The 19,614-nt window shown below is 67.7% G+C and carries 19 protein-coding genes; 4 read left to right on the top strand and 15 right to left on the bottom strand.

What is annotated here, in order from left to right:
* Nucleotides 1-501, bottom strand: a 501-nt coding sequence (locus VFX14_24680; GenBank protein HEU5192891.1) for an aldo/keto reductase, incomplete at its 3' end; no start/stop codon positions are given.
* A gap of 28 nt (nt 502-529) precedes the next feature.
* Between VFX14_24680 and VFX14_24675 the strand changes: the two genes are divergently transcribed.
* Nucleotides 530-1,495, top strand: a complete 966-nt coding sequence (locus VFX14_24675; GenBank protein HEU5192890.1) for an LLM class flavin-dependent oxidoreductase — start codon at nt 530-532, stop codon at nt 1,493-1,495.
* Between the two features lie 12 nt (nt 1,496-1,507).
* On the opposite strand, the gene VFX14_24670 is transcribed toward VFX14_24675, so the two are convergent.
* Nucleotides 1,508-3,841 carry a xanthine dehydrogenase family protein molybdopterin-binding subunit gene (locus VFX14_24670; GenBank protein HEU5192889.1) on the bottom strand — a complete coding sequence of 778 codons (2,334 nt, stop codon included), beginning with the start codon at nt 3,839-3,841 and terminating at the stop codon, nt 1,508-1,510.
* 21 nt (nt 3,842-3,862) lie between these two features.
* A complete protein-coding gene (locus VFX14_24665) occupies nt 3,863-4,768 on the bottom strand; it encodes a VOC family protein (GenBank protein HEU5192888.1) in 906 nt (301 codons plus the stop codon).
* A 70-nt stretch (nt 4,769-4,838) separates the two neighbouring features.
* Between VFX14_24665 and VFX14_24660 the strand changes: the two genes are divergently transcribed.
* A complete protein-coding gene (locus VFX14_24660) occupies nt 4,839-5,339 on the top strand; it encodes a hypothetical protein (GenBank protein ID HEU5192887.1) in 501 nt (166 codons plus the stop codon).
* A gap of 10 nt (nt 5,340-5,349) precedes the next feature.
* Nucleotides 5,350-5,682 (top strand): EthD domain-containing protein, encoded by a 333-nt coding sequence (locus VFX14_24655; protein ID HEU5192886.1) that lies wholly within the window; start codon nt 5,350-5,352, stop codon nt 5,680-5,682.
* Between the two features lie 20 nt (nt 5,683-5,702).
* Here the strand turns inward: VFX14_24655 and VFX14_24650 are convergent, their stop codons facing one another.
* The 9 genes from VFX14_24650 to VFX14_24610 form a co-directional block, all read right to left on the bottom strand.
* Nucleotides 5,703-6,251: a dihydrofolate reductase family protein gene (locus VFX14_24650; protein ID HEU5192885.1), complete on the bottom strand. Its 549-nt coding sequence runs from the start codon at nt 6,249-6,251 to the stop codon at nt 5,703-5,705.
* A 21-nt stretch (nt 6,252-6,272) separates the two neighbouring features.
* Nucleotides 6,273-6,698 (bottom strand): nuclear transport factor 2 family protein, encoded by a 426-nt coding sequence (locus VFX14_24645; GenBank protein HEU5192884.1) that lies wholly within the window; start codon nt 6,696-6,698, stop codon nt 6,273-6,275.
* 484 nt (nt 6,699-7,182) lie between these two features.
* Nucleotides 7,183-8,004, bottom strand: coding sequence for a class I SAM-dependent methyltransferase (locus tag VFX14_24640; protein HEU5192883.1), 822 nt, complete (start codon nt 8,002-8,004; stop codon nt 7,183-7,185).
* A gap of 57 nt (nt 8,005-8,061) precedes the next feature.
* Complete coding sequence (locus VFX14_24635) at nt 8,062-8,415, bottom strand: DUF1330 domain-containing protein (GenBank protein HEU5192882.1); 354 nt, start codon at nt 8,413-8,415, stop codon at nt 8,062-8,064.
* A gap of 77 nt (nt 8,416-8,492) precedes the next feature.
* Nucleotides 8,493-9,161 carry a protocatechuate 3,4-dioxygenase gene (locus VFX14_24630; GenBank protein HEU5192881.1) on the bottom strand — a complete coding sequence of 223 codons (669 nt, stop codon included), beginning with the start codon at nt 9,159-9,161 and terminating at the stop codon, nt 8,493-8,495.
* Nucleotides 9,162-9,425: 264 nt separating this feature from the next.
* The gene (locus tag VFX14_24625; GenBank protein HEU5192880.1) at nt 9,426-11,474 is read right to left on the bottom strand and encodes a molybdopterin-dependent oxidoreductase; all 2,049 of its coding nucleotides are present in this window, start codon (nt 11,472-11,474) and stop codon (nt 9,426-9,428) included.
* A 129-nt stretch (nt 11,475-11,603) separates the two neighbouring features.
* Nucleotides 11,604-12,515 (bottom strand): TauD/TfdA family dioxygenase, encoded by a 912-nt coding sequence (locus VFX14_24620; protein ID HEU5192879.1) that lies wholly within the window; start codon nt 12,513-12,515, stop codon nt 11,604-11,606.
* 9 nt (nt 12,516-12,524) lie between these two features.
* On the bottom strand, nt 12,525-13,577 hold the full coding sequence (locus tag VFX14_24615) for a hypothetical protein (protein ID HEU5192878.1): 1,053 nt from the start codon (nt 13,575-13,577) through the stop codon (nt 12,525-12,527).
* A 50-nt stretch (nt 13,578-13,627) separates the two neighbouring features.
* Complete coding sequence (locus VFX14_24610) at nt 13,628-14,554, bottom strand: NAD(P)-dependent oxidoreductase (GenBank protein ID HEU5192877.1); 927 nt, start codon at nt 14,552-14,554, stop codon at nt 13,628-13,630.
* Between the two features lie 90 nt (nt 14,555-14,644).
* On the opposite strand from VFX14_24610, the gene VFX14_24605 reads away from it, so the two are divergent.
* On the top strand, nt 14,645-15,409 hold the full coding sequence (locus VFX14_24605; protein ID HEU5192876.1) for an N-acyl homoserine lactonase family protein: 765 nt from the start codon (nt 14,645-14,647) through the stop codon (nt 15,407-15,409).
* Between the two features lie 12 nt (nt 15,410-15,421).
* On the opposite strand, the gene VFX14_24600 is transcribed toward VFX14_24605, so the two are convergent.
* The 3 genes from VFX14_24600 to VFX14_24590 form a co-directional block, all read right to left on the bottom strand.
* Complete coding sequence (locus VFX14_24600) at nt 15,422-16,102, bottom strand: PAS and helix-turn-helix domain-containing protein (GenBank protein HEU5192875.1); 681 nt, start codon at nt 16,100-16,102, stop codon at nt 15,422-15,424.
* Between the two features lie 118 nt (nt 16,103-16,220).
* Nucleotides 16,221-18,458, bottom strand: a complete 2,238-nt coding sequence (locus VFX14_24595) for an MtrB/PioB family decaheme-associated outer membrane protein (GenBank protein ID HEU5192874.1) — start codon at nt 18,456-18,458, stop codon at nt 16,221-16,223.
* Between the two features lie 9 nt (nt 18,459-18,467).
* Entirely contained in the window at nt 18,468-19,472 is a 1,005-nt protein-coding gene (locus VFX14_24590) for a DmsE family decaheme c-type cytochrome (GenBank protein ID HEU5192873.1), read from the bottom strand.
* Between the last annotated feature and the right edge of the window lie 142 nt (nt 19,473-19,614).

Genomic DNA, 19,614 nt, shown 5'->3' with positions numbered 1-19,614 from the left:
GGTCTGGAGCGTGTCGAAGCGGCCCGACTCCACCGCCCAGCGCGCGGCGCCGCCGTCGCCGCTGTAGCCGATGTAGCGCGTCCAGCCCCGGCTCCGCGCCGTCTCGAGGGCGGTGATGGCGTCCCCGCGCCTCAGCACGTCCAGCGAGCAGGAGTGGAGCTGGACCAGGTCCACCCGGTCCGTCCGCAGGCGCTTGAGGCTCCGCTCGATGCTCCGGAGCAGCGCGTCCGGCCGCCAATCCGAGCGCCACTCCGCGCGGGCGTGGCCGCACTTCGTGAAGAGGTGGAAGTCGACGCGCCGGTGCCCCACCGCCCGCCCGATCAGCTCCTCGCTGTCCTCGTAGCACTCGGCGGTGTCGATCACGTTGAGGCCGGCGTCGAGCGCGCTCCCGAGCAGGCGCTCCACCGACTTGAGGCTCGCCTTCTGGTAGCCGATCTCGGAGCCCCCGAAGCCCAGCACGCTCGTGTCCATGTCGGTGCGCCCGAGCCGCCGCCGTTCCATCGCGCGCGCCATGCTAAGATTTTGCTCCGTGAGCTCGTCGCACGTGGAGATCGGCGTTCTTCTGCCCACGCGGGACGCCGTGATGGCGGGACGCCACGAAACGGGTCCGATGCTCGCGCTGGCCGAGCGCATCGAGGCCGCGGGCTATGACTCGATCTGGGCGGGCGACTCGATCCTGGCGCGCCCGCGCTTCGAGCCGCTCACGCTCCTCGCCGCAGTGGCCGCGCGCACGCGCCGCGCGCGGCTCGGCACCGCGGTGCTGCTCCCCGCGCTCCGCCATCCGCTCGTGCTCGCGCATCTCGTGGCCACGGTGGACCGCGTCGCGGAAGGCCGGCTGCTCCTCGGCGTGGGGATCGCGCCGGACTCGCCCGCGGTGCGGAAGGAGTTCGAGGCGTGCGGCATGCCCTTCGCGCAGCGCGTGGGCCGCCTCGAGGAATCGCTCGCGATCTGTCGCGCGCTGTGGACGGACGCCGACGGCCGCGGCGTGACCTACGCCGGCCGGTACTGGCAGCTCACCGGCGCGCGCCTGCTCCCAACCCCGCATCGCCCAGGCGGACCGCCGATCTGGATGGGCGGCGAGGTGGAGGCGGCCACGCGCCGCGCCGGGCGCCTCGCCCAGGCGTGGCTGCCGAACAGCGTCACCCCCGAGGCGTGGGCAGAGGGCTGGGCGCGTGTGCAGGCGGCCGCGAAGGCCGAGCACGGGCGCGCCGATCATCTCGTCCCCGCGCTCTACACCACGCTCCACATCGGGCGCGACACGAAGAGCGCAGAGGCGGAGCTCCGGAGCTTCGTGGAATCCTACTACGCCGCGCCCTACGAGACCATCGCGCGCATCCAGGGCTTTCACGCGGGCGACGCGGCCTCGTGCCTGGAGCGGCTCCAACGCTTCGTGGCGGCGGGCGCGCGGCACATCGTGATCCGCTTCGGCGGCGGCGATCAGGCGGAACAGCTCGAGAGGGCTACCCGCGAGCTGCTGCCGCGCCTCAAGGGCTGAGCGGCGCACCGCTCACCGCCCCGCGCGGGCGGCCTGCATCGCGCTCCACACCCGCTCGCTCGTCGCCGGCATATCGAGCGCGCGCACGCCCAGGGGCGCGAGGGCATCGAGCACCGCGTTCATCACCGCGGGCAGCGCGCCGACCGTCCCCGCCTCACCCGCGCCCTTGGCCCCGAGGGGATTCAGCTTGGTCGGGACGGGGTGACTTTCGATGTGCATGTCGGGGAAGTCGTCGGCGCGCGGCATGCCGTATTCCATGAACGACGCGGTGAGAAGCTGCCCCGACTCGCGGTCGTAGACGACCTGCTCCATCAGCGCCTGCCCCACGCCCTGGGCCACGCCGCCGTGGATCTGCCCCTTCAGCGTGAGCGGATTGATCACCGTACCCACGTCGTCGACGATAGTGTAGCTCACCAGCGCCGCCGCGCCGATCTCCTCGTCGATCTCGACCTCGCACACGTGGCAGCCGTTGGGCCAGGTGTCGGCGGGCGGCGAGAAGGTCCCCGTCTCGTAGAGGCCGGGTTCGATGCCGGGCGGCAGCGACGACGGCGTGAACGCGGCGCGCGCCACGTCCTTCAGGGCGAGCGCCTTGTCCGTCCCCTTCACCGCGAAGCGCCCATCCGCAAACGTGATGTCGGTCTCCGCGGCCTCCAGCAGCTTGGCCGCGATGCGCCGCCCCTTGGCGATCACCTTGTCGGCGGCCATGGTGAGCGCGGTGCCCCCGATCACCGTGGAGCGCGAGCCCATGCTGCCCATGCCGAAGGCCACGCGGTCGGTGTCGCCGTCGATGTAGCGCACGTCTTCCGGCGCGATACCCAGGCGCTCGTGGAGGATCTGCTTGAACGTGGTCTCGTGGCCCTGCCCCTGATTCTTGGTCCCCATGAAGATGGTGGCGGTGCCGCTGGGGCTGAAGCGCACCTCGGCGAACTCTGGCTGGGGGGATGCCGCGCGCTCGATGGCATTGACGACCGCGAGCCCGCGGAGCTTCCCCCGGCGCCGCGCCTCGGCGCGCCGCGCCTCGAAGCCGGCCACGTCGGCCGCCGCCAGCGCCTCTTCCATGCTCTTGTCGAACTCGCCGCAGTCGTAGGTCATGCCCAGCGCTGTCTTGTACGGCATGGCGGAGGCGGGAATGATGTTCCTCCGCCGCAGCTCCACGCGGTCCACGCCCAGCTCGCGCGCCGCCTCATCGATCAGCCGCTCGATGACGTAGGTCGCCTCGGGGCGTCCCGCACCGCGATAGGGCGCGGTGGAGTTGGTGTTCGAGAACACGCACGACACGTGCACGTGGGCAGCGGGGAAGGTGTAGACGCCCACCAGCGTGGCCACGTTGCTGAACGTGGCGAGGAGGTTCCGGTCGGAGGACACGTAGGCGCCCACGTTGGCGAGCGTGCGCACACGCAGGCCGAGAAAGCGGCCCTCGGCGTCGAGTCCGAGCTCGGCCTCGGTGACGTTATCGCGCGCGTGCTCGTCGGCCAGGATGGCCTCACTGCGCTCGCACGCCCACTTCACCGGCCGGCCGAGCTTGCGCGCGGCCCACAGCACGAGACGGTGCTCGGGATACTGCCAGCCCTTGGTGCCGAAGCCGCCGCCCACGTCCCCGGCGACGACGCGGATACTGTGCTCGGGGACCCTGAGGATGTTGCTGGCCAGCGCGGTACGCACGCGGTGGGGGTACTGCACGTCGGCGTAGAGCGTGTAGCGCTCCTCGCCCGGGTCCCAGACGCCCAGTGCGCCGCGCGGCTCCATGTATTGGGCGTGCACCCGCGTGATGTCGAAGCGGCGGCGGACGATACGGACTGCGCCTGCCATCGCGGCGTCCGCCGCGGCCTTGTTGCCGGCCTCGTACACGCTCGAGATGTTGTCCGGGCACTCGTCCCACACCGGCGGCGCCCCGGGCTTCACCGCATCGGCGGTCCCCGTCACCGCGGGCAAGGGCTCGTAGTTCACGTCTACCAGCTCGGCGGCGTCCTTCGCCTGAGCGAGGGTCTCGGCGATGACGAGGGCAACCGGATCGCCGATGTAGCGCACGCGCTCCGGGGAGAGCCCGAGATGCGGCGAGGTGAACATGGGCGAGCCGTCGGGGCGCTTGCGCTTGAGCGTCATGCGCATGGTGCCCAGCTTGTCCTTGGCGAGATCGGCGCCGGTGAGGACGGCGACGATGCCGGGCGCGGCGAGGGCCGCGCGGGCGTCGATGCCGCGGATCCGCGCGTGCGGGTGCGGTGAGCGCAGCACCACCATGTGGGCCTGGCCGGGGAGGTTGACGTCGCCCTGATAGCGGCCGCGGCCGGTCAGGAGGCGCGCGTCCTCGAAGCGCTTGACGGACTGGCCGATCCCGAATTCGCCCATGGGGGCGGAGAAGGCGCGCGGCTACCGGGCCACGGGCTGCGCGCTGACCGGGAGCGCGGCCTCCACCTGGGGCTTGTGCCCCCAGAGGGTCCCGCGATCGTGGCGCTGCACGACCCACGTGCTGTCGTCCACGAGCCGGCCGCCCCAGCCGTACTCCACCTCGAACCCCGACGGCGTCATCACGTAGAACGACACCATCTGGTCGTTCGAGTGCCGGCCCAGCGTGGTGGCGAGGGTCGCGCCCGATCGCGCCGCGATGTCCATGGCGGCGCCGACGTCGTCCAGCGAGTTGGTCTCGAGCATGAAGTGCCACATGCGCTTGTCCCGGCTGCGCGGCAGGTCCTTGGCGGCCGGCTGGAAGGCAATGGAGTGGTGTCGCGGGTTGCAGTGCAGGAACACCATGGTGCCGATGTAGTCCGAGATGCGGAAGCCGAGCGTCTCGGTGAGCAGGCGCACGCTGTCGTCCCGCGTGGTCGAGCGCAGGACGATGTGGCCGAAGCCGAGCGCGCCGGTCTTGAACCCGGACATCGAGCGCCCCGGCCGGAACGGGGGATCCCACCGCGTGTGCAATCCCACGCAGAGCTCGAAGGGCACCTCGCCCGTCTCGAACTTCACGAAGTCGAGCACGCGGCGCTGGGTGATCTCGGCGGCGGTGCCCTGGGCGAGAAGCACGCCGGCGGCGCGAAGAGCTTCCTTGCTCTGCTCGTACTCGGCGTGGGTGGCCGCCTGGAGACCCACGTAGAGGACGTCGTCCTCACCCGAGGGATGGAGGACCACACGGTGATGGCACTCGTCCATGCGGAGATAGACGCCCCCGTCGGAGGCGCCCTCGACCACCTGCATGCCGAGCACGTCCGAGGCGAAGCTCCGCCAGCGCGCCAGATCGCTCACCCCGATGCCCAGATACGCGAGCTGTGACACCGCCATGTCGTGTCCCCTTTCGCCCCGTCGCGGGGCGTGCCTGATGAATGCTAGCATGTCGGCAGGAGGATCACCCATGGCCTATACCCTCGAGCAGTTCGCGTCGACGTGTCGCGCCATTCTCGAAGCCGATCCAGGGCCGGAGGGGCGCAAGAAGGTGTGCGCCGTCGTCCAGGACGTGCTCAAGGACAAGGCCTTCGTCGCCAAGCACCTCGGCGACGACGTGCCCGAGCGGAAGGTCCTCTACGAAGACCCCACGCTGGGTTTCTGCATCCTCGCCCACGTGAACCGCGGCGCGAAGGAGTCGAACCCTCACGATCACGGCACGACCTGGGCGATCTACGGTCAGGCCGAGGGCTCGACGGTGATGAGCGACTGGGACGTGCTGAGCCGGCCCACCCCCGACAAGCCGGGCAAGGTGCGGCTCAAGGGAAGCTACCCGCTCGAGCCCGGCATGGCCCACGTCTACAACGAGGGGGACGTCCACTCGCCGCGCCGCGACGGGCCGACGCGCCTCATCCGCATCGAGGGCCAGAACACGGACCGGATCAAGCGCTACCCCTACGAGAAGGCGTGAGCCGGCGCGCATGATCAAGAGCGTCACCCTCCTCACGCGCAAGCCGGGGCTCACCCACGAACAGTTCATGCGCCACTGGGTGGAGATTCACGCGCCGCTCGCGCTGAGGGTGCCGGGCATCCGGCGCTACGTGCAGACCCATCTGCTCGAGGAGCGGACGCGGCCCGACATCCCCTCGTCGGACTTCGAGATCGACGGCGTCGCGGAGCTCTGGTACGACGACCACGACTCGATGCGGAGGGCGCTGGCCTCGCCCGAGGGCAAGGCGCTCTACGCGGACGGGGCGCTCTTCATCGGCCAGGTGAAGACCTACACCACCCAGGAGCTGGTCGTCATCGGCTGAGCGCGCCGAAGCGGTCTAACCTACTTTCTCGGCTCATACCGCATCGCCACCGCCCCCGAGCCGAACTCCAGCCGGCTCACGAGCTTCAAGTCGATCCGCTTCGATAGCCCCGCGAACAACGTCGGCCCATGGCCCACTAGCCTGGGATGCACCACGAATTCGTACTCATCGATCAATCCCAGCTCCGCTAACGCCAGGGGGAGCTTCACGCCTCCCACGAACAGTCCCTTACCCGACTCCCGCTTGAGCTGCTGAACGGCCTTCCCCAGATCCCCGCGTACGAGCTCCGCGTTCCAATCGACCCGATCCAGCGTGCTCGACACGACGTACTTCTTTGCCGCGTCGATCGTCCGGGCGAAGGGTTCCATCCAACCAGGCCTCGCTCCCGTCCGCGCCGGCGGCCGGAACGCTGCTTCCATCATTTCGTAAGTCACCCGGCCAAAGAGGAGGGCATCGGCTCGGTCGAGGTTCTCGACCGCGTGACGATGCAAATCTTCGTCCACGATCCCCACACGATGATCGCAGCACCCGTCCAATGTGACGTTGATGGAATACCGGAGTGGTCGCATTTCGTGGTCAACCAGCGCGGCTTAGAGCCACGGTTCAAGATCGAGAATCGCTACATCCATCGATTTGGCCGCCCGCGTCGGGTCAAAATATTCTCGGAGGTATGCGATCTTATCGCCAGCAGCACGCAGGAACACGACGTACTCTTGGCGGTAGATACGGCCGGTGGGCTTGATCAAAGCTTCGGCTTTGACTTGTGCCACCGCGGCTTGCGGGTCTGTAAACTCATAGACCTTTGGATCGATGAAGCGAAAGTTTCCGCCCGCCCCCAGGAACCATCTAACGTGGTGAAGCACCTCGTCGCGGCCCGAGAGCTTTGCCGGATGGCCGAGGGCGGGCGCGTAAGCTAGTTCCCACAAAATGTCGTCGGCGATCAGCCTTTGCCACTGCTGGTGATCGTCGACCAGTGTCTGAATGTGTCGTTGCAAGAGCTCAGTTGCGATACTCATCCGAATCCTCCTGAGCGAGATGCCCGTTGCGGCGAGCGGCCAATGCCGCGGCTGAGCGGCCGGCCGCCTGCGCCGTACGCGACGACGTATTGTCTGTTCGTCGGGCCCGATCTAGCCCCTCTTTAGACCGAATCCTCGGTCTCGCCTGGTCGCAGACTGTAGCGACTCCTGGTCGCGTGAAAGGACTGATAGCACGCGAAGGTGGCAGCACCTAGAGCTCCAGAGTGAGATGGAGCACGACCAATAAGATTGGGTCGACAGGGTCTTACTTCAGATGCACTAGCTCGGCGGCAAGCTTGGGAAGCCGGTACTCAATAGCGATACTCCGACCTTCCACATACCCTTGCTCGCTGAGCCCTTGCCGGAAGGCGTTGAGATAGATCCGATTCTGAGCTTCAGAGCCCGCCGATAGAAACCGCTATTCCCGACGCTGTATCCGCCTCCATCAAGCATCGTGGCGACGACACCGTCGGGCTGTCCGATGTCATGCCTGCCCTCTGCCGATCAACATTTCCACACTTAGAACCAGCTTACCGGCCACTTCGAACCGTGAAAGTCGCCGCTTGACCTCTTCGCGCACCGCACGGCGATCCGCTTCGGGAAGGGTCAAATACATTTGTGGTATGGAGCCCACCCCGCTCTCTATCGGCTCCCAATATGCGTCAAAGCCCTCCACCGCGTCGTGTCGCTCCACGCGCTCTACACCGATATCGCGGAAGCCGGCGCTGGCGAACAAGGCGTGTAGCCGGCTCTGATCGGCGAGAGCGAACGACAAGTTGAGCACGGGTCGCTGCGCGGGAAGCCGCCGCCCTAGTTCCTCAGCAAGGATTCCCCACATCGGAGCCTTATCAGGCGTCGAGATAACGCATACTCCGACGTTGGCGCCGGGGCGGAGGACACGTCGGAACTCGGTCAACCCGCGCGCGGGATCGGGGAAGAATTGTAGGCCAAGCTGGCACACGACGGCGTCGAAGCTGGCGTCGTCGAACGGCAATGCCTGACCATCAGCGGCGACTGGCCAGAATGCTGGATCGTTCAATCGCTCTCGCGCGCCTGTCAGCATCGCCGGGGCGATGTCCACACCGACTACCCTGCCCGATGAGCCAATGGCTTGCAGCGCGACAACGGCTGCCTCTCCAGTTCCGGTGGAGACGTCCAGGATCCGATCACCCGGTACCACCTGGGCGGCAGCGATCACCATCGGTACGAACATGCGCGACCAGCGGCCGACCCAACGCTCGTAAGCCAGACTGTCTACTGGTTTTCCGGCAGACGCATGGAACCCCGGGCCAAGGCTGGTGCTCATGCAAAGCTCCTTTGGGGAAGACTGCTCGGAGCGGGCGCTGCGGGGGCTCGCGGCTGATCACGTCGGGTGCCAGTCCAGCCGCTCGACGCTCTGGAGAATCTGCCGAAAGAGCGCCCCGGTCAAGTAGCTTTCGGCCAGCTGCAGGGTGAAGTACCGGGCGTGCCGTAGTCGCTTCATTGGTGCGTACTCGGGGTCGTTGTAGCAGGCGCGCGCATGCGCCATCGACGGAAACTCGATCATGGTGATGCCAGTGATGTCTGGAGCGGCGCCCTCAAGCACCTCCCACGGATTGGTCGTGCGCGCGACGTAACGTCCGCCGTGCTTCGCGACCAGCCTGTCAACGACCTCTCGATAGGCTGGGCGCCATGAAGCATCCCGGATGCGGTAAAGCCCGAACGCAAACGCTGGCATTAGACCCTCCTCATCCGGAACAACCTCATGGTGAAGCGGCTTTGTTCGGCGACCCAAGCATCAACCGGACAGGGTCTTTACCCCTTGTCAATCACGATATCCCAAACCACGAGACGCGAATCGGACTCAACATCCGACGTTGGGGGTAGTACTTTTGCGATCAGGCCTTCCTTGTTGCCACGGATGTTTTGTAGCAGGAGATCCTTGTCGTTCAAGGGTTCGCCCGGAAAATACATCTGTGTGATCAGGCGATTGATCTTCCCGGTCACTTCGAAATGAAGGTGAGGGGGCCTCATCCAAGTAGGATTGGCCGGATACGCGCCGGGCTTGATCGTCTTGAACCGAAACCGGCCCTCGGCATCAGTGTCCTGAATCGCGAATCCCTCGAAGTTGGGATCCAACCGCGCCGGGTTGGTATCGCTCGGATGGACGTACCGCCCGTGCGTATTGGCCTGCCAGAGCTCGACCCGCGCCCCGTTCACCGGCTGTCCCTGGGCGTTCAGGACGCGGCCCATGACGTAGATCACCTGGCCTTCCGCTCGTCCGGGCTTACCGGGCAACATCGTGAGATCCCCACTCTTTTCGACCGTTCTGAGAACGGGGTAAAAGGGACCGAGAATCTCACCTGGAGTCCGTTTGAGCGCTTGGGCGAACGTGCAGGGTGACGTACCGAACAGAGTGAGGCCTCCTGCCGCAACCGCCATTCCTAAGAGCTGGCGTCTCGAAAGTCCTTGAAGGTCATTCATGCTGGTGCCTCCTCAATCTTTGTTGCGTCCCAGTGATCCTAATCGATGCGTGATCACCTCCCTTGATTGCGTGGTGGTTCGCCGCCGAACGCCGGTATCAGCCGCGGCCATAGGCCGACGGCTGCATACCGAAGTTATCCCGCTGCAGAGTTCCCTCAGCCACGGCGTCGAGCGGTCCGCAGTCGTGAGAATGACGCATTCCCGTCCGCGCAGCCTGAACCTATGTGTCGGCCCGCCTCCTATATCGGTTCAGGCCTTGCGCCTTCAGAGCGCCTCCACCTCCACGAGGGTGTCACAGAAGGTGGGTCCATTGCCGAGATCACCCAAGCGATCGCTGGTGAGGCTGTTCACACTCGCTCCGCCGCGCATCCACGGTCCGAAGGGCGCCGCCACCGTCCCGGGTCTCAGCTTGTCGGTCAGATGCGCGCGGTAGGAGACGCTGCCGCGGTCATTCCATACCCGAACGGTTTGGCCCTCGGCGATTCCGCGCGCCCGCGCGTCATCCACATGCAGTTCGAGTTGCGGCTCCGGCTCCGCGCGGATGAGCACCGGGAGAGCTCCGTATGACGAATTGATGGAGTAGTGGCGCTTGAGGGTAAGGAGCCGCAGGGGATAGCGCCCCGCCACGGTAGGGTTCGTTTCGGGACTCTCAGCCGGTGGCACGTAGAGGGGCACGGGACCGAGCCCAGCGCGCGCGAGGCTATCGGAGGCGAACTCAAACCTTCCGCTCGGCGTGGGGAACTGCCCCTCAGCGAAGATGGCTGCGCCCCGCACGGGTCCGACTCGGACGAACCCCTCGGCCGCGAGGCGCTCGAGCGACGCGCCCTCCTGCTCGGCCCGAGAACCTTGCAGCGCGAGGGCGATCAGCTCACGGTCCGCCAGGCGAAAGATCTCGTTGTTGAGCTTGAGCCGAGCGGCCAGGAGCCGGCCGACTTCAGCGGTGCTGCGCGCTTCGCCGACGGGCTCGATCGCACGCTCGTTCAGCGCCACATAGTTGAACCCCCATGACCCGACCAGGTCTTCTTGCTCGAGCATGGTGGTGGCCGGCAAGACAATGTCGGCGTGACGGGCGGTATCCGTCATGAATTGCTCGTGGACCACCGTGAAGAGGTCTTTGCGGCGAAGCCCCTCGAGGACCTTCTGCTGGTCCGGCGCAATTACCGCCGGGTTGGCGTTCCACACGAACAGTGCGCGAATCGGGGGGCGCAGGTCGGGGTCGGTGAGATGGCGCCCGAGCTGGATCATGTTGAGGGTGCGCGGCGGCGGCGGACCAAAATCTGGGCGCATGAGCTTGCCGATGTCAGGCGAGCGGACCGAGCGGGCGTCTGCGATACCGCCGGCCGGGTATCTCCATTGGCCGGTGGCTACAGCGAGGCAGTGGATGGCCCGCAGGGCCATCCCGGCACCCGCTGCCCGCTGCATGCCGACCCCGTGGCGGATCGCTGCCGGATGCATGGTCGCGTACTCGCGTGCAAGGGCCACGATGGAGCCGGGATCCAACCCGGTCGCACGCGCGGCTATGTCGGGTGTCCACGGCGCGATCAGGCGCTCGAGCGACTCCACGCCGGTCGTAAAGCGCTCGATGTAGTCGCGATCTTCCAATCCCTCGCGGAAGATCACGTGAAGCATTCCGAGAGCGAGGGCGCCATCGGTACCTGGATGGATCGGCAGATGCAGGTCGGCGCGCTCGGCCGTCCGGCTCCGGTAGGGATCGATCACGACGAGGCGCGCGCCCTGTCGGCGGGAGCGCTGGACGATGTCCCACGTGTGAATGCTCGTGCTCACGAGGTCGATCCCCCAGGCAAGGATCAGTCGCGCGTCTTCAATGTTCTCGGGATCTGTCCACGTGGCCCCGACTAGCGCCGTCAGACCCTGGTTCTGGCCGCCGCAGATCGTGCGCTCGAGCCGTGTGGCCCCTAGCCAGTGGAAAAACGCGTGCATGGTCCCGAACGCCGTCAGACTCCCCATGCTCCCGAGATAGGAGTAAGGAAGGAGTGCCGCGGCGCCGTCGATCGCGATGATCTCCCGCCAACGACTCACGATGACGTCGAGCGCGTCGTCCCAGGACATGGGCTCGAAGGTCCCGCTGCCCTTGGGGCCCGTGCGGCGCAGTGGCGTCAGCAGGCGGTCAGGATGATAGACGCGCTCCAGATACCGGTCCACCTTGACGCAGAGGTGACGGCCGGTCACGGGGTGCGCGGCGTTCGGCGACACGTCCACCGCTCGCCCATCGCGCACGGTGACGAGCATCGCGCAAGCGTCCGGGCAGTCGTGCGTACAGGTGACTCGGGCGATTCGGTCCTCTGTAGCCATGATGGACTCCTCTCTCTGTCCGGATAACTAGAAGTATCTTGGGCTTTGTAGCACTGGGGACCCGGCGCGAACGGACTGGATAGCAATATGCGGACCCGTCTAGCCCCGCGACGCTAGCAGGTGGGACGGTCAGCCGTGGAAGCTCCGCCGGCCCTCGTCGCGATTCCAGAGCCGGATGAGATGGCGCTTCTGATCCGGCGCCGCGCCGTCCATGAACGGCGTGCGCGCGTGGGCGAAGCGGCGGTTGTCGAGATACTGGAGCTGGCCGCGCGCGATCGTCAGCTCCACCCACCGAGCGGGCGCCTCCACCAGCTCCCGCATCGCGTCCAGCGCCTCGCACCCGTCCGGATCCAGCGTCTCCTGGGCCAGCCCCGCGCCGGTCTCGATGAGCGCGCGGTTGTAGCGGCAGAGTGGCCTGTCTCCGCTTCCGGCGAAGACGGGCTGCCACGTCACCTTCGCGTCCTCCGGCGCGTGCTCGGCCTGCCGGTCGAACGGGAACGGATGATAGAGCCGCTTGAGCAGATCGGGCGAGCGCCGGCCCAGCGTGTCGTGCGCGTCGGTCAGGCTCACGAAGCGGCTCACCCCGCCCTCCGGCGCCTGATTCAGGCAGAGCAGACCCACGTACTCGGGCGGCAGCGCGAGCCACGGCGCGTCGGTGTGGAACTGCAGCTCGAGGTTCGTGACCGAGCGGCGCACCCCGTACTCCAGGCGCTTGCCGGTGTCGCGGACGTCGTACAGCATGGCCCCCTCCCACTTCTGGGCGACCAGCCGGCCCAGCAGGGAGCCGAGCACCCAGCCGATGGCGCGATTCTCGTCCTCGGCGTAGCGCTCGACCTGCACCCGGTCGACCACGGCAAGCCCGAGCGGCCCCCGCAGCCGCTCGCCGACCTCGGCCATCACCGCGCGGCAGGCGATGAATCCCTCCGTCGGCGGGGTGAGCAGCACGGTCGGGAGCGGATCGCGCCGAAGGCCCGCGACGAATCCCTCCAGCTCCGCGGCCGCCCGTTCGGGAAAGGGAACCACCCAGTCCGGCGACGGCATGACGTCCTCCTACGCGCAGGCGACCGTGTAGGCGTCCGCGGTGCCCTCGGGCAACGGATATTCCTCCCAGCGTTGCCCGCCGTCCTGCGTGCCGAACACCTGCCCGCAGCGCGACACGCAGTACACCTGGTCGGGATCCTTGGCGTGCAGCGCCACGCTCATCATGGTGGCCTTGGCCTTGACCCCGCGATCGATGCGCCGCCACGAGCCGCCCAGATCGTCGCTGCGATAGAGCGAGCCATCCTCGCTCCGCGCGGCGGGGCTCAGCGCCGTGAACAGCGTGCGGGGACTGTGCGCCGACACGCAGATGTCCCGGGAATAGGTGAGCGGCGAGAAGCGGCCAATCTCCATGTCCTCCCAGTTGACGCCGCGGTCGGTGCTGCGGAACACGCCCATGCGCACGGCGAGGAAGACCGTGCCGGGGGCGGCGCTCGAGACGCAGAGGGCGTGCGTGTCCATCATGCCCTCGATCTCGGTGTCGCTCACGATGCGGCTCTTGAGATGCGGCTGGTCGGCGAGCTTGATGAGCGGCTGGCTCATGTCCTCCCAGGTCTCGCCCCCGTCGCGGGAGCGCAGCACGCCGTCGACCTCGAGCCCGGCGTAGAGATCGCGCGGCTGGCTGGGATCGGCGGCCATGCGGGTGACGCGGCAGTCGAAGCTCATCTTCACGTGGCCCGGAGTGCGCAGGCCGAGCTTGCGCCAGGTGTCGCCGCCGTTCTCGCTCTTGTAGATCGCGGCGGGCGAGGTGCCCGCGTACATCACGCGGGCGTCGCGCGGGTCGAAGAGGAAGGACCAGACCTCCTTGCCCCCGTCGGGGAATGGGATGGCCGTCCAGTGATCCCCGCCGTCGGTGCTGCGGTACGGCCCCTCCTGTGTGCCCGCGTACACCACCTTGGGATCGCCGGGGTGCACGGCGATGGCGTGGATCTCGCTCTCCGCGGGAAGCCCGCCGCCCAGCTTCTCCCACCGCGCGTCACCGAGGGCCCGGCGGAAGAGCCCGCCGTGCGCCGTCGCCGACCCGCCGAATCCCCGCGCCGCGCCCGCATAGATCTTCGTGACCATGTCGGCCTCCCTTGTCTCTCGTCAGGTGACCCGCTGTGATGTCCCCGACTCTACGCCTTGTCGACCACCCCGCGCACCTGCTCCGGCGGCACCGCGATCTTCACGCCCGCGCGCTCCTCCTGCAGCAGCATGGCCACGCGCGAGTCGCGCCCGCCCCAGCCGCGATTGAGCGCCTCCGTCAGCTCCTCCAGCGCCAGATTCGCCACTCTCATGGGCACGCCGAACTCGCGACCCACCGCGGTGGCCAGCGAGACGTCCTTGTGCGCGAGCTTGAGCGCGAAGGCCGGCGGGTCGAACGTGCCGGGCAGGAACTGGTCGATCAACCCGTCGAACGTGCGGCGCCGGCCCTGCGCGCCCTGCCGCACCGCCTGGAACAGCGTGAGCGGGTCCACGCCCGCCTTCACGCCCATCGTGAACACCTCGGCGAGGGCGGTCTGGATAGCGTAGCCCGCGCAGTTGTGGACGAGCTTGGCCACCGAGCCCGCGCCGATCGGCCCCACGTAGTACGCCTGATCGCCGATGGCGTCGAGCACGAGCTTCCACTTGTCGAACTGGGCGCGCTCGCCGCCGATCCAGAGGGCGAGCTTGCGCGTCTTGGCGCCTCGCGGGCCGCCGCTCACCGGCGCGTCGAGGAGATGGAAGCCCTTCTCGGCGAACGCGGCGTGGAGCCGCCGCACGAGGTTGGGCGAGTTGGTGCTGAGATCGAAGTACGCGGCGCCGCGCTGCATGCCGCTGATGAGCCCATCCGGGCCGAGCGCGACCGCCTCGACCTCCGGCGGACCGGGCAGCGAGGTGAAGATGACCTCCGCGTCCTTCGCGACTTCCCGCGGCGTGGCCGCCCAGACGGCGCCGGCGGCCAGATGCGGACCCGCGGCTTCCTTCCGCACATCGTTCACGATGAGGGCGTGGCCTGCCGCCTGCAGATTGGACGCCATGAAGGCGCCCATGGTGCCGACCCCGATGAATCCGACTTTCATGCCGGCGTCTCCTCGTTGACCCTGCGTGATCACTCCCCGGACCTCGTGACGGGTGGCGTAGAATCCTCGCACGAGAAAGGAGCCTTGACCATGCCCCCTGCCCCCTATCGGATCCACGCGGTGCGCTACGCCCACCGGAAGTGCACGACGTCGGAGGCCTTCTACGGCGACCACCACAACGGCCCCATGACCATGGACTACTTCGTGTGGGCGCTGACCAATGGCTCGGAGACGGTGGTGGTGGACCTGGGCTTCACCGAGGCGGTGGGCACCGCGCGCGGGCGGCAGTTCCTGCGTCCCATCGACCGCGGCCTCGCCGAGGTGGGCGTGGATTGTCGCCAGGTCCAGCACGTGATCCTCAGCCACTTCCACTACGACCACGTGGGGAACTACGCCCTCTTCCCGAACGCGACGTTCTACGTGCAGGACGCGGAGATGGCGTTCTACACGGGGCGCAACGCCGCCCAGGGCGCGTTTCGCCGCTCGGTCGAGGTGGAGGACATCTGCGCGCTGATCCGTCTGAACTACGATCGCCGCCTCGTCTTCGTGGACGGCGGCATGGAGGTCGTGCCGGGCGTGCGGGTGCAGAAGGTGGGCGGGCACACCGCGGGCATGCAGATCGTCACGGTGGCCCACGCCAAGGGGCAGGCAGTCGTGGCCTCGGATGCCTCGCACTACTACCGGAACTTCGAGGAGCGCATCCCCTTCAACACGCTGCACGACCTGCCGGGCATGTACCGCGCCTTCGACACGATTCGCGAGCTAGCGTCCAACCCCGAGCTCGTGATCCCCGGCCACGACCCCCTCGTGCTCGAGCGGCTCAAGAAGGTGGGCAACGGCATTGTCGAGCTGTGATGCCCCACGTGGTCAGGCGGATATGACCGGCGACAGGGCCCACAGCGCCGCCGCGCCCGTGGTCAATCGGGCAATGAACTGGCGGCCGCTCACTCGCGCGACGGCCTCGAGACGGCTGTGCACGCCGAGCTTGCCGAGTATGCTCTGTACGTGATTGCGAATCGTCGCCCGGCTTACCTGCAGGCGGTCCGCCATCTCGCGGGTGCCCATTCCCCGGGCAAGGAGCCCGATCACCTGTAGCTCTCGTGGGGTCAGACTCGAGTCCGGCGGCTCGCCCGGGACCTTTGCCGGCTCGGGCTCAACCGGCTCCCGTAGTTCCCGCGTCGCGGTGACATTGCGGAACAGATGGGCCACAAAGGTTCGGCCAGCGCAGCGCGCGGTGAGCGTGCTCACGTTGAGCCAGACGGGACGCCGAGCCTTCGTGAGCGCCCGCATGTCGAAGCTCTCGGCGGCCCGACCTCCGTGCGCCATGAGCATCACCCGGCAGTCCGGCTCGCAGATCCGGCCGCCGCCGGCGTCCCGCCCCGCGAGGACCTCGCAGCACGGACGCCCGATGACCTCGCCAGCCCGATAGCCCAAGATTCGCTCGGCGGCCCGATTCCAGGCGAGGATACGTCCCTCCCGGCCGACGACGATGGCCCCGTCGGCGGCACCGGCGAGCGCACCCGTCAGATCCAACCCCAGCTGCTCCATCGCCCGCCCTCCGCAACAGGCATCCTGCCACACAATGGTCTTATGGGAGGCACAATAGAAAGGTGGGCCCCGCTTCGTCTATGCGACCTTGGGCCTACGGAGACGCCCGGACGCGACCCTAGAACCGGTAGCCGAGGGTGAACGTGACGATGTGCGCGGTGTAGTCCTTGAAGTCGTTCCCCTGCCAGATGGAGGTCACGCCGGGGAGGAAGGGGTTCAGCTGGTTGGTCTGCCAGTTGTCCTTGTGGAACATCTCGAACGCATAGCCGACGGTGGCCGTCCAGTGCTTCAGGAAGTGATAGCGCGCGGCCACGTCGAGGCGGAACATGCTGTCGTCGGTGGCCGGAAAGTGCTGGGCCGTCGCCGTGTTTCGCTGGGCGAGCGAGCCGCTCGTGACCGCACCCGGGTTGCGGTTCGCCGCGTCGCTCAGGGCGTACTCGAACCGGGCCCCGAACAAGAGGTCGAGCGTTCGGGGGATGAGCGCCGCGCGCAGCCCGACATAGAACGTCTCGATGGTGTCGGTGGTGGTCGTGATCCAGTCGAAGTCGGGGAAGTCGAGGGCGAACCCGCCGCTGACCGGCCGGCTGCGCGAGCGCTGCCGCTGCAAGATCGACTCGTGATTGTAGCCGGCGGTCAGCGAGATCCGGTCCGACGGCGTCCAGGTCAGATCGACGCCGGCCGTCCACGCGGTGGCGTCCTGTAGCCCGAGCGTCGAGTTGTAGTAGTTGTCGTTCCGGAAGCTGGTGCTGAATGATGTGGTGAAGTTCTCGATCGGCATGAGCTCGATCATGAGGTCCACACGCTGCCGGTCACGGTCCGACTCGTCCAGCTTGCGGAGGAGGGGCGACTGGGCGGTCGAGATCGCGTCGGCGGTCACATCCTCCACGGTGGTCCGTTCGAGCTGCGCGGCGGGGTCGTATCTCCCGATGCGACGGAACGAGGGCCGGTAGGTCAGGCGCGCGAGCAGCCACTCCAACGGCGTGACGTCCAGGACCGCGCGGGCGAAGTACTCGTCGCTGTTGTCGACCTCGCGGTTCTTGGAGCGATTGATGTACTCCCACCCGCCGCCGAGGCCCACGGCCGCCATCGTGCCGAAGCGCCAGCGGGCCTCGCCGTCCACGTTCTGCCGGGTCTGCTCGAAGCGGGCGGCCCGCTGCGCCTCCGCGGTGATGCTCCGATCGTTGACCACGTTGGCCGCGAAGATGTGCTCGTCGGTCATGTCGTTGAAATCGAAGAGCCGGTACCGGAGCGTCAGGCTCAGCGGCGGCAGCGGCCGGCTCGTCGCGTTGAAGTTCACGGTCGTGATCCCGACCGTCCCGTCGAGACTCTTGGCGGGCAGCCCGAGGAGGGGCGAGGAGGTCAGCGCCGGATTGATCGTCTGGGGCTGGAACGCCTGATCCTGCAGGCGCAAGCTGTAGGACACGTTGCCGCTCAGGTGCGTCCGCCACCAGGGCAGGCTGACGCCGCCGCCGAGCGCGAACGTGTGCGCGGTGTTGTTGGGCGTCAGCGCGGTCTGGCCGCGCTCGGGGGCGCCAGTGGCGTCACCACCGCACCCCGGCGAGGCCGCGGTCACCGCCGCCGTCAACCCGAAGCAGGGGTTGTCCGCCCTCACCACGTCCAGGTCGTTGCGGAAGGCGGAAAAGCCGTATGAGAACTGCAGCTGCCACGTCTCCCGCGCGATCACCGCCTTGACGCGGAAATCGTGGGTGGTCTGCTGGATGGGCTCGAGGATCTCGTAGAAGTTGTTGCCGGGGGACCCGAACGCCATGCCGAACGGCCGCTCGCCGTCCTTGCGGATTTTCGTGTACTCGGCGGTGAGGTCGAGCCAGGGCGTCGGCGTCAGCTTGAAGAAGAACCGCGCGTCTTTCCGGAGGAGCGAGATGTCGTCCGGCTCCCCCGCCGAGTTGTGCGCGTTGAGCGGCGTGCGTGGGGTGGGCAGCACGAAGAACCCGGGCGGGTTCTCGCCGGCCATGAAGCGCGCATTGGTCGAGAAGGTGTGCGGGATCTGGTTCCACTCGAACCCGCCTTCCCACAAACCCAGGCGTCCGACCCCGAGCAAGTACTCCTGGTCCTTCAGGCCCCACGCGCGCCCTCCGAGCTCGATGAAGTGCTTCTCGTCGTCGGTACGGAGCCGGAGCCTCAGCGACTCGAGGAAGAGGCCCTCCTGGATGTCCCGATACTCCTGGAACTTGGCCTGCTCGTTCTTCGACGGCTCATCCGGGAGGAAGCGGACGCCCGCCTCCAATCCCCCCTCAAGCACCCAGCCGCCGAGCGGGGTCTGCGCCCAGGCCGGGGCCGCCACCAGCGGCGCCACCAGCACCACGAGGATCAGACCGGTCCGTCCGATCGCTCTCATCATGCGCTCCTAACGGGTAAAGGCGTGGCCCGATGGGTGGTTGGAGCCGTGGATCTGGACGTGACAGTCCGAGCAGGCTCGCCCCATCACGAACTTGAGGGAACCGGTATCACGGCCGTACGGCGAGGTCGGATGTCGGCTCTCGATGTGGCATTGCTGACAGAGCCGCGGCCGGGAAAGCTTGAGCATCTTTTCGTGGTTGGAGCCGTGCGGGTCGTGGCAGTTCGCGCAGCTCTCGACGACAGGCGCGTGCCCCCACAGGAACGGCCCGCGCTTCTCGGCGTGGCAGTTGAAGCACGTGTCGTTCAGTGAGGGCTCCTTGAGGAGCGCGGGGGTGATCGACCCGTGGGGGTTGTGGCAGGAGGTGCACCCCATCTTGCCCTCGAGCATCGGATGGCGAGAGAATTTCGCGGCGGCCGCCCGCTTGTCGATGTGGCAGGTGCCGCAGGTCTCGATGTCGGTCGGGCGCGCAAGCTGGTGGCGGGGCGAGATGTCCTCCATGATTTTGTGGCAATTCGTGCACGCCACGTCGCGGGCCTCGTGGGCGCTGCCCCGCCAGAACATGTGACTGCCCTTGTTGTGGCAGGTCAGGCACATCTGGTTGCGCTTGTCGACGGGCGTCTTGTCGTTCTTGGCGAAGCTGATCATGCCGCCCACGCCCTTGCCGCCCCCCTTGGCCACGTGCTCGCCACCGGGGCCGTGGCAGCTCTCGCAGGCCAGGCCCTCCTGCGAGTTGCGAGGCTGCCTGAGGAAGAGGCGGCCCATCTTGGTGCGCGAGAACTTCTCGAACTGCTCCCCGTGGCAGGCCCTGCAGGTCTCGGCACCCACGTACCCCTCGGGCAGCGCAGCCGGGGCGGGTGGCGCTCCCGCGGGTGGCGTCGTCCCGGTTTGCGTCGTCGCGGGTGGCGCTTCCGCCGGCGTCTTCTGGGCGGGCGCGGAAGCAGGCAACAGCAGGGCGCCCGTGATCACGCCGACCGCGATCAGGATCGCGCCGGCGGCGCCGAGGACGCTCACGCGTCGCGCAGCGATCCTATCCATCGGCCGTCCGCCTGCACTGTCTCCATCTGCTCACGCAGTGGATGAGGGGCCTCTCTTCCCAGCCGCGGATGAAGAGCAAACGCCTAGCGGAACGGAAATTAGCATCTGGCTGGTGCCG

The sequence above is a fragment of the Candidatus Methylomirabilota bacterium genome, assembly GCA_035764725.1.
GTDB lineage: Bacteria > Methylomirabilota > Methylomirabilia > Rokubacteriales > CSP1-6 > DASRWT01.
The sequence above is the reverse complement of the archived record's forward strand: the minus strand, read 5'-3'. Positions and strand labels throughout refer to the sequence as shown.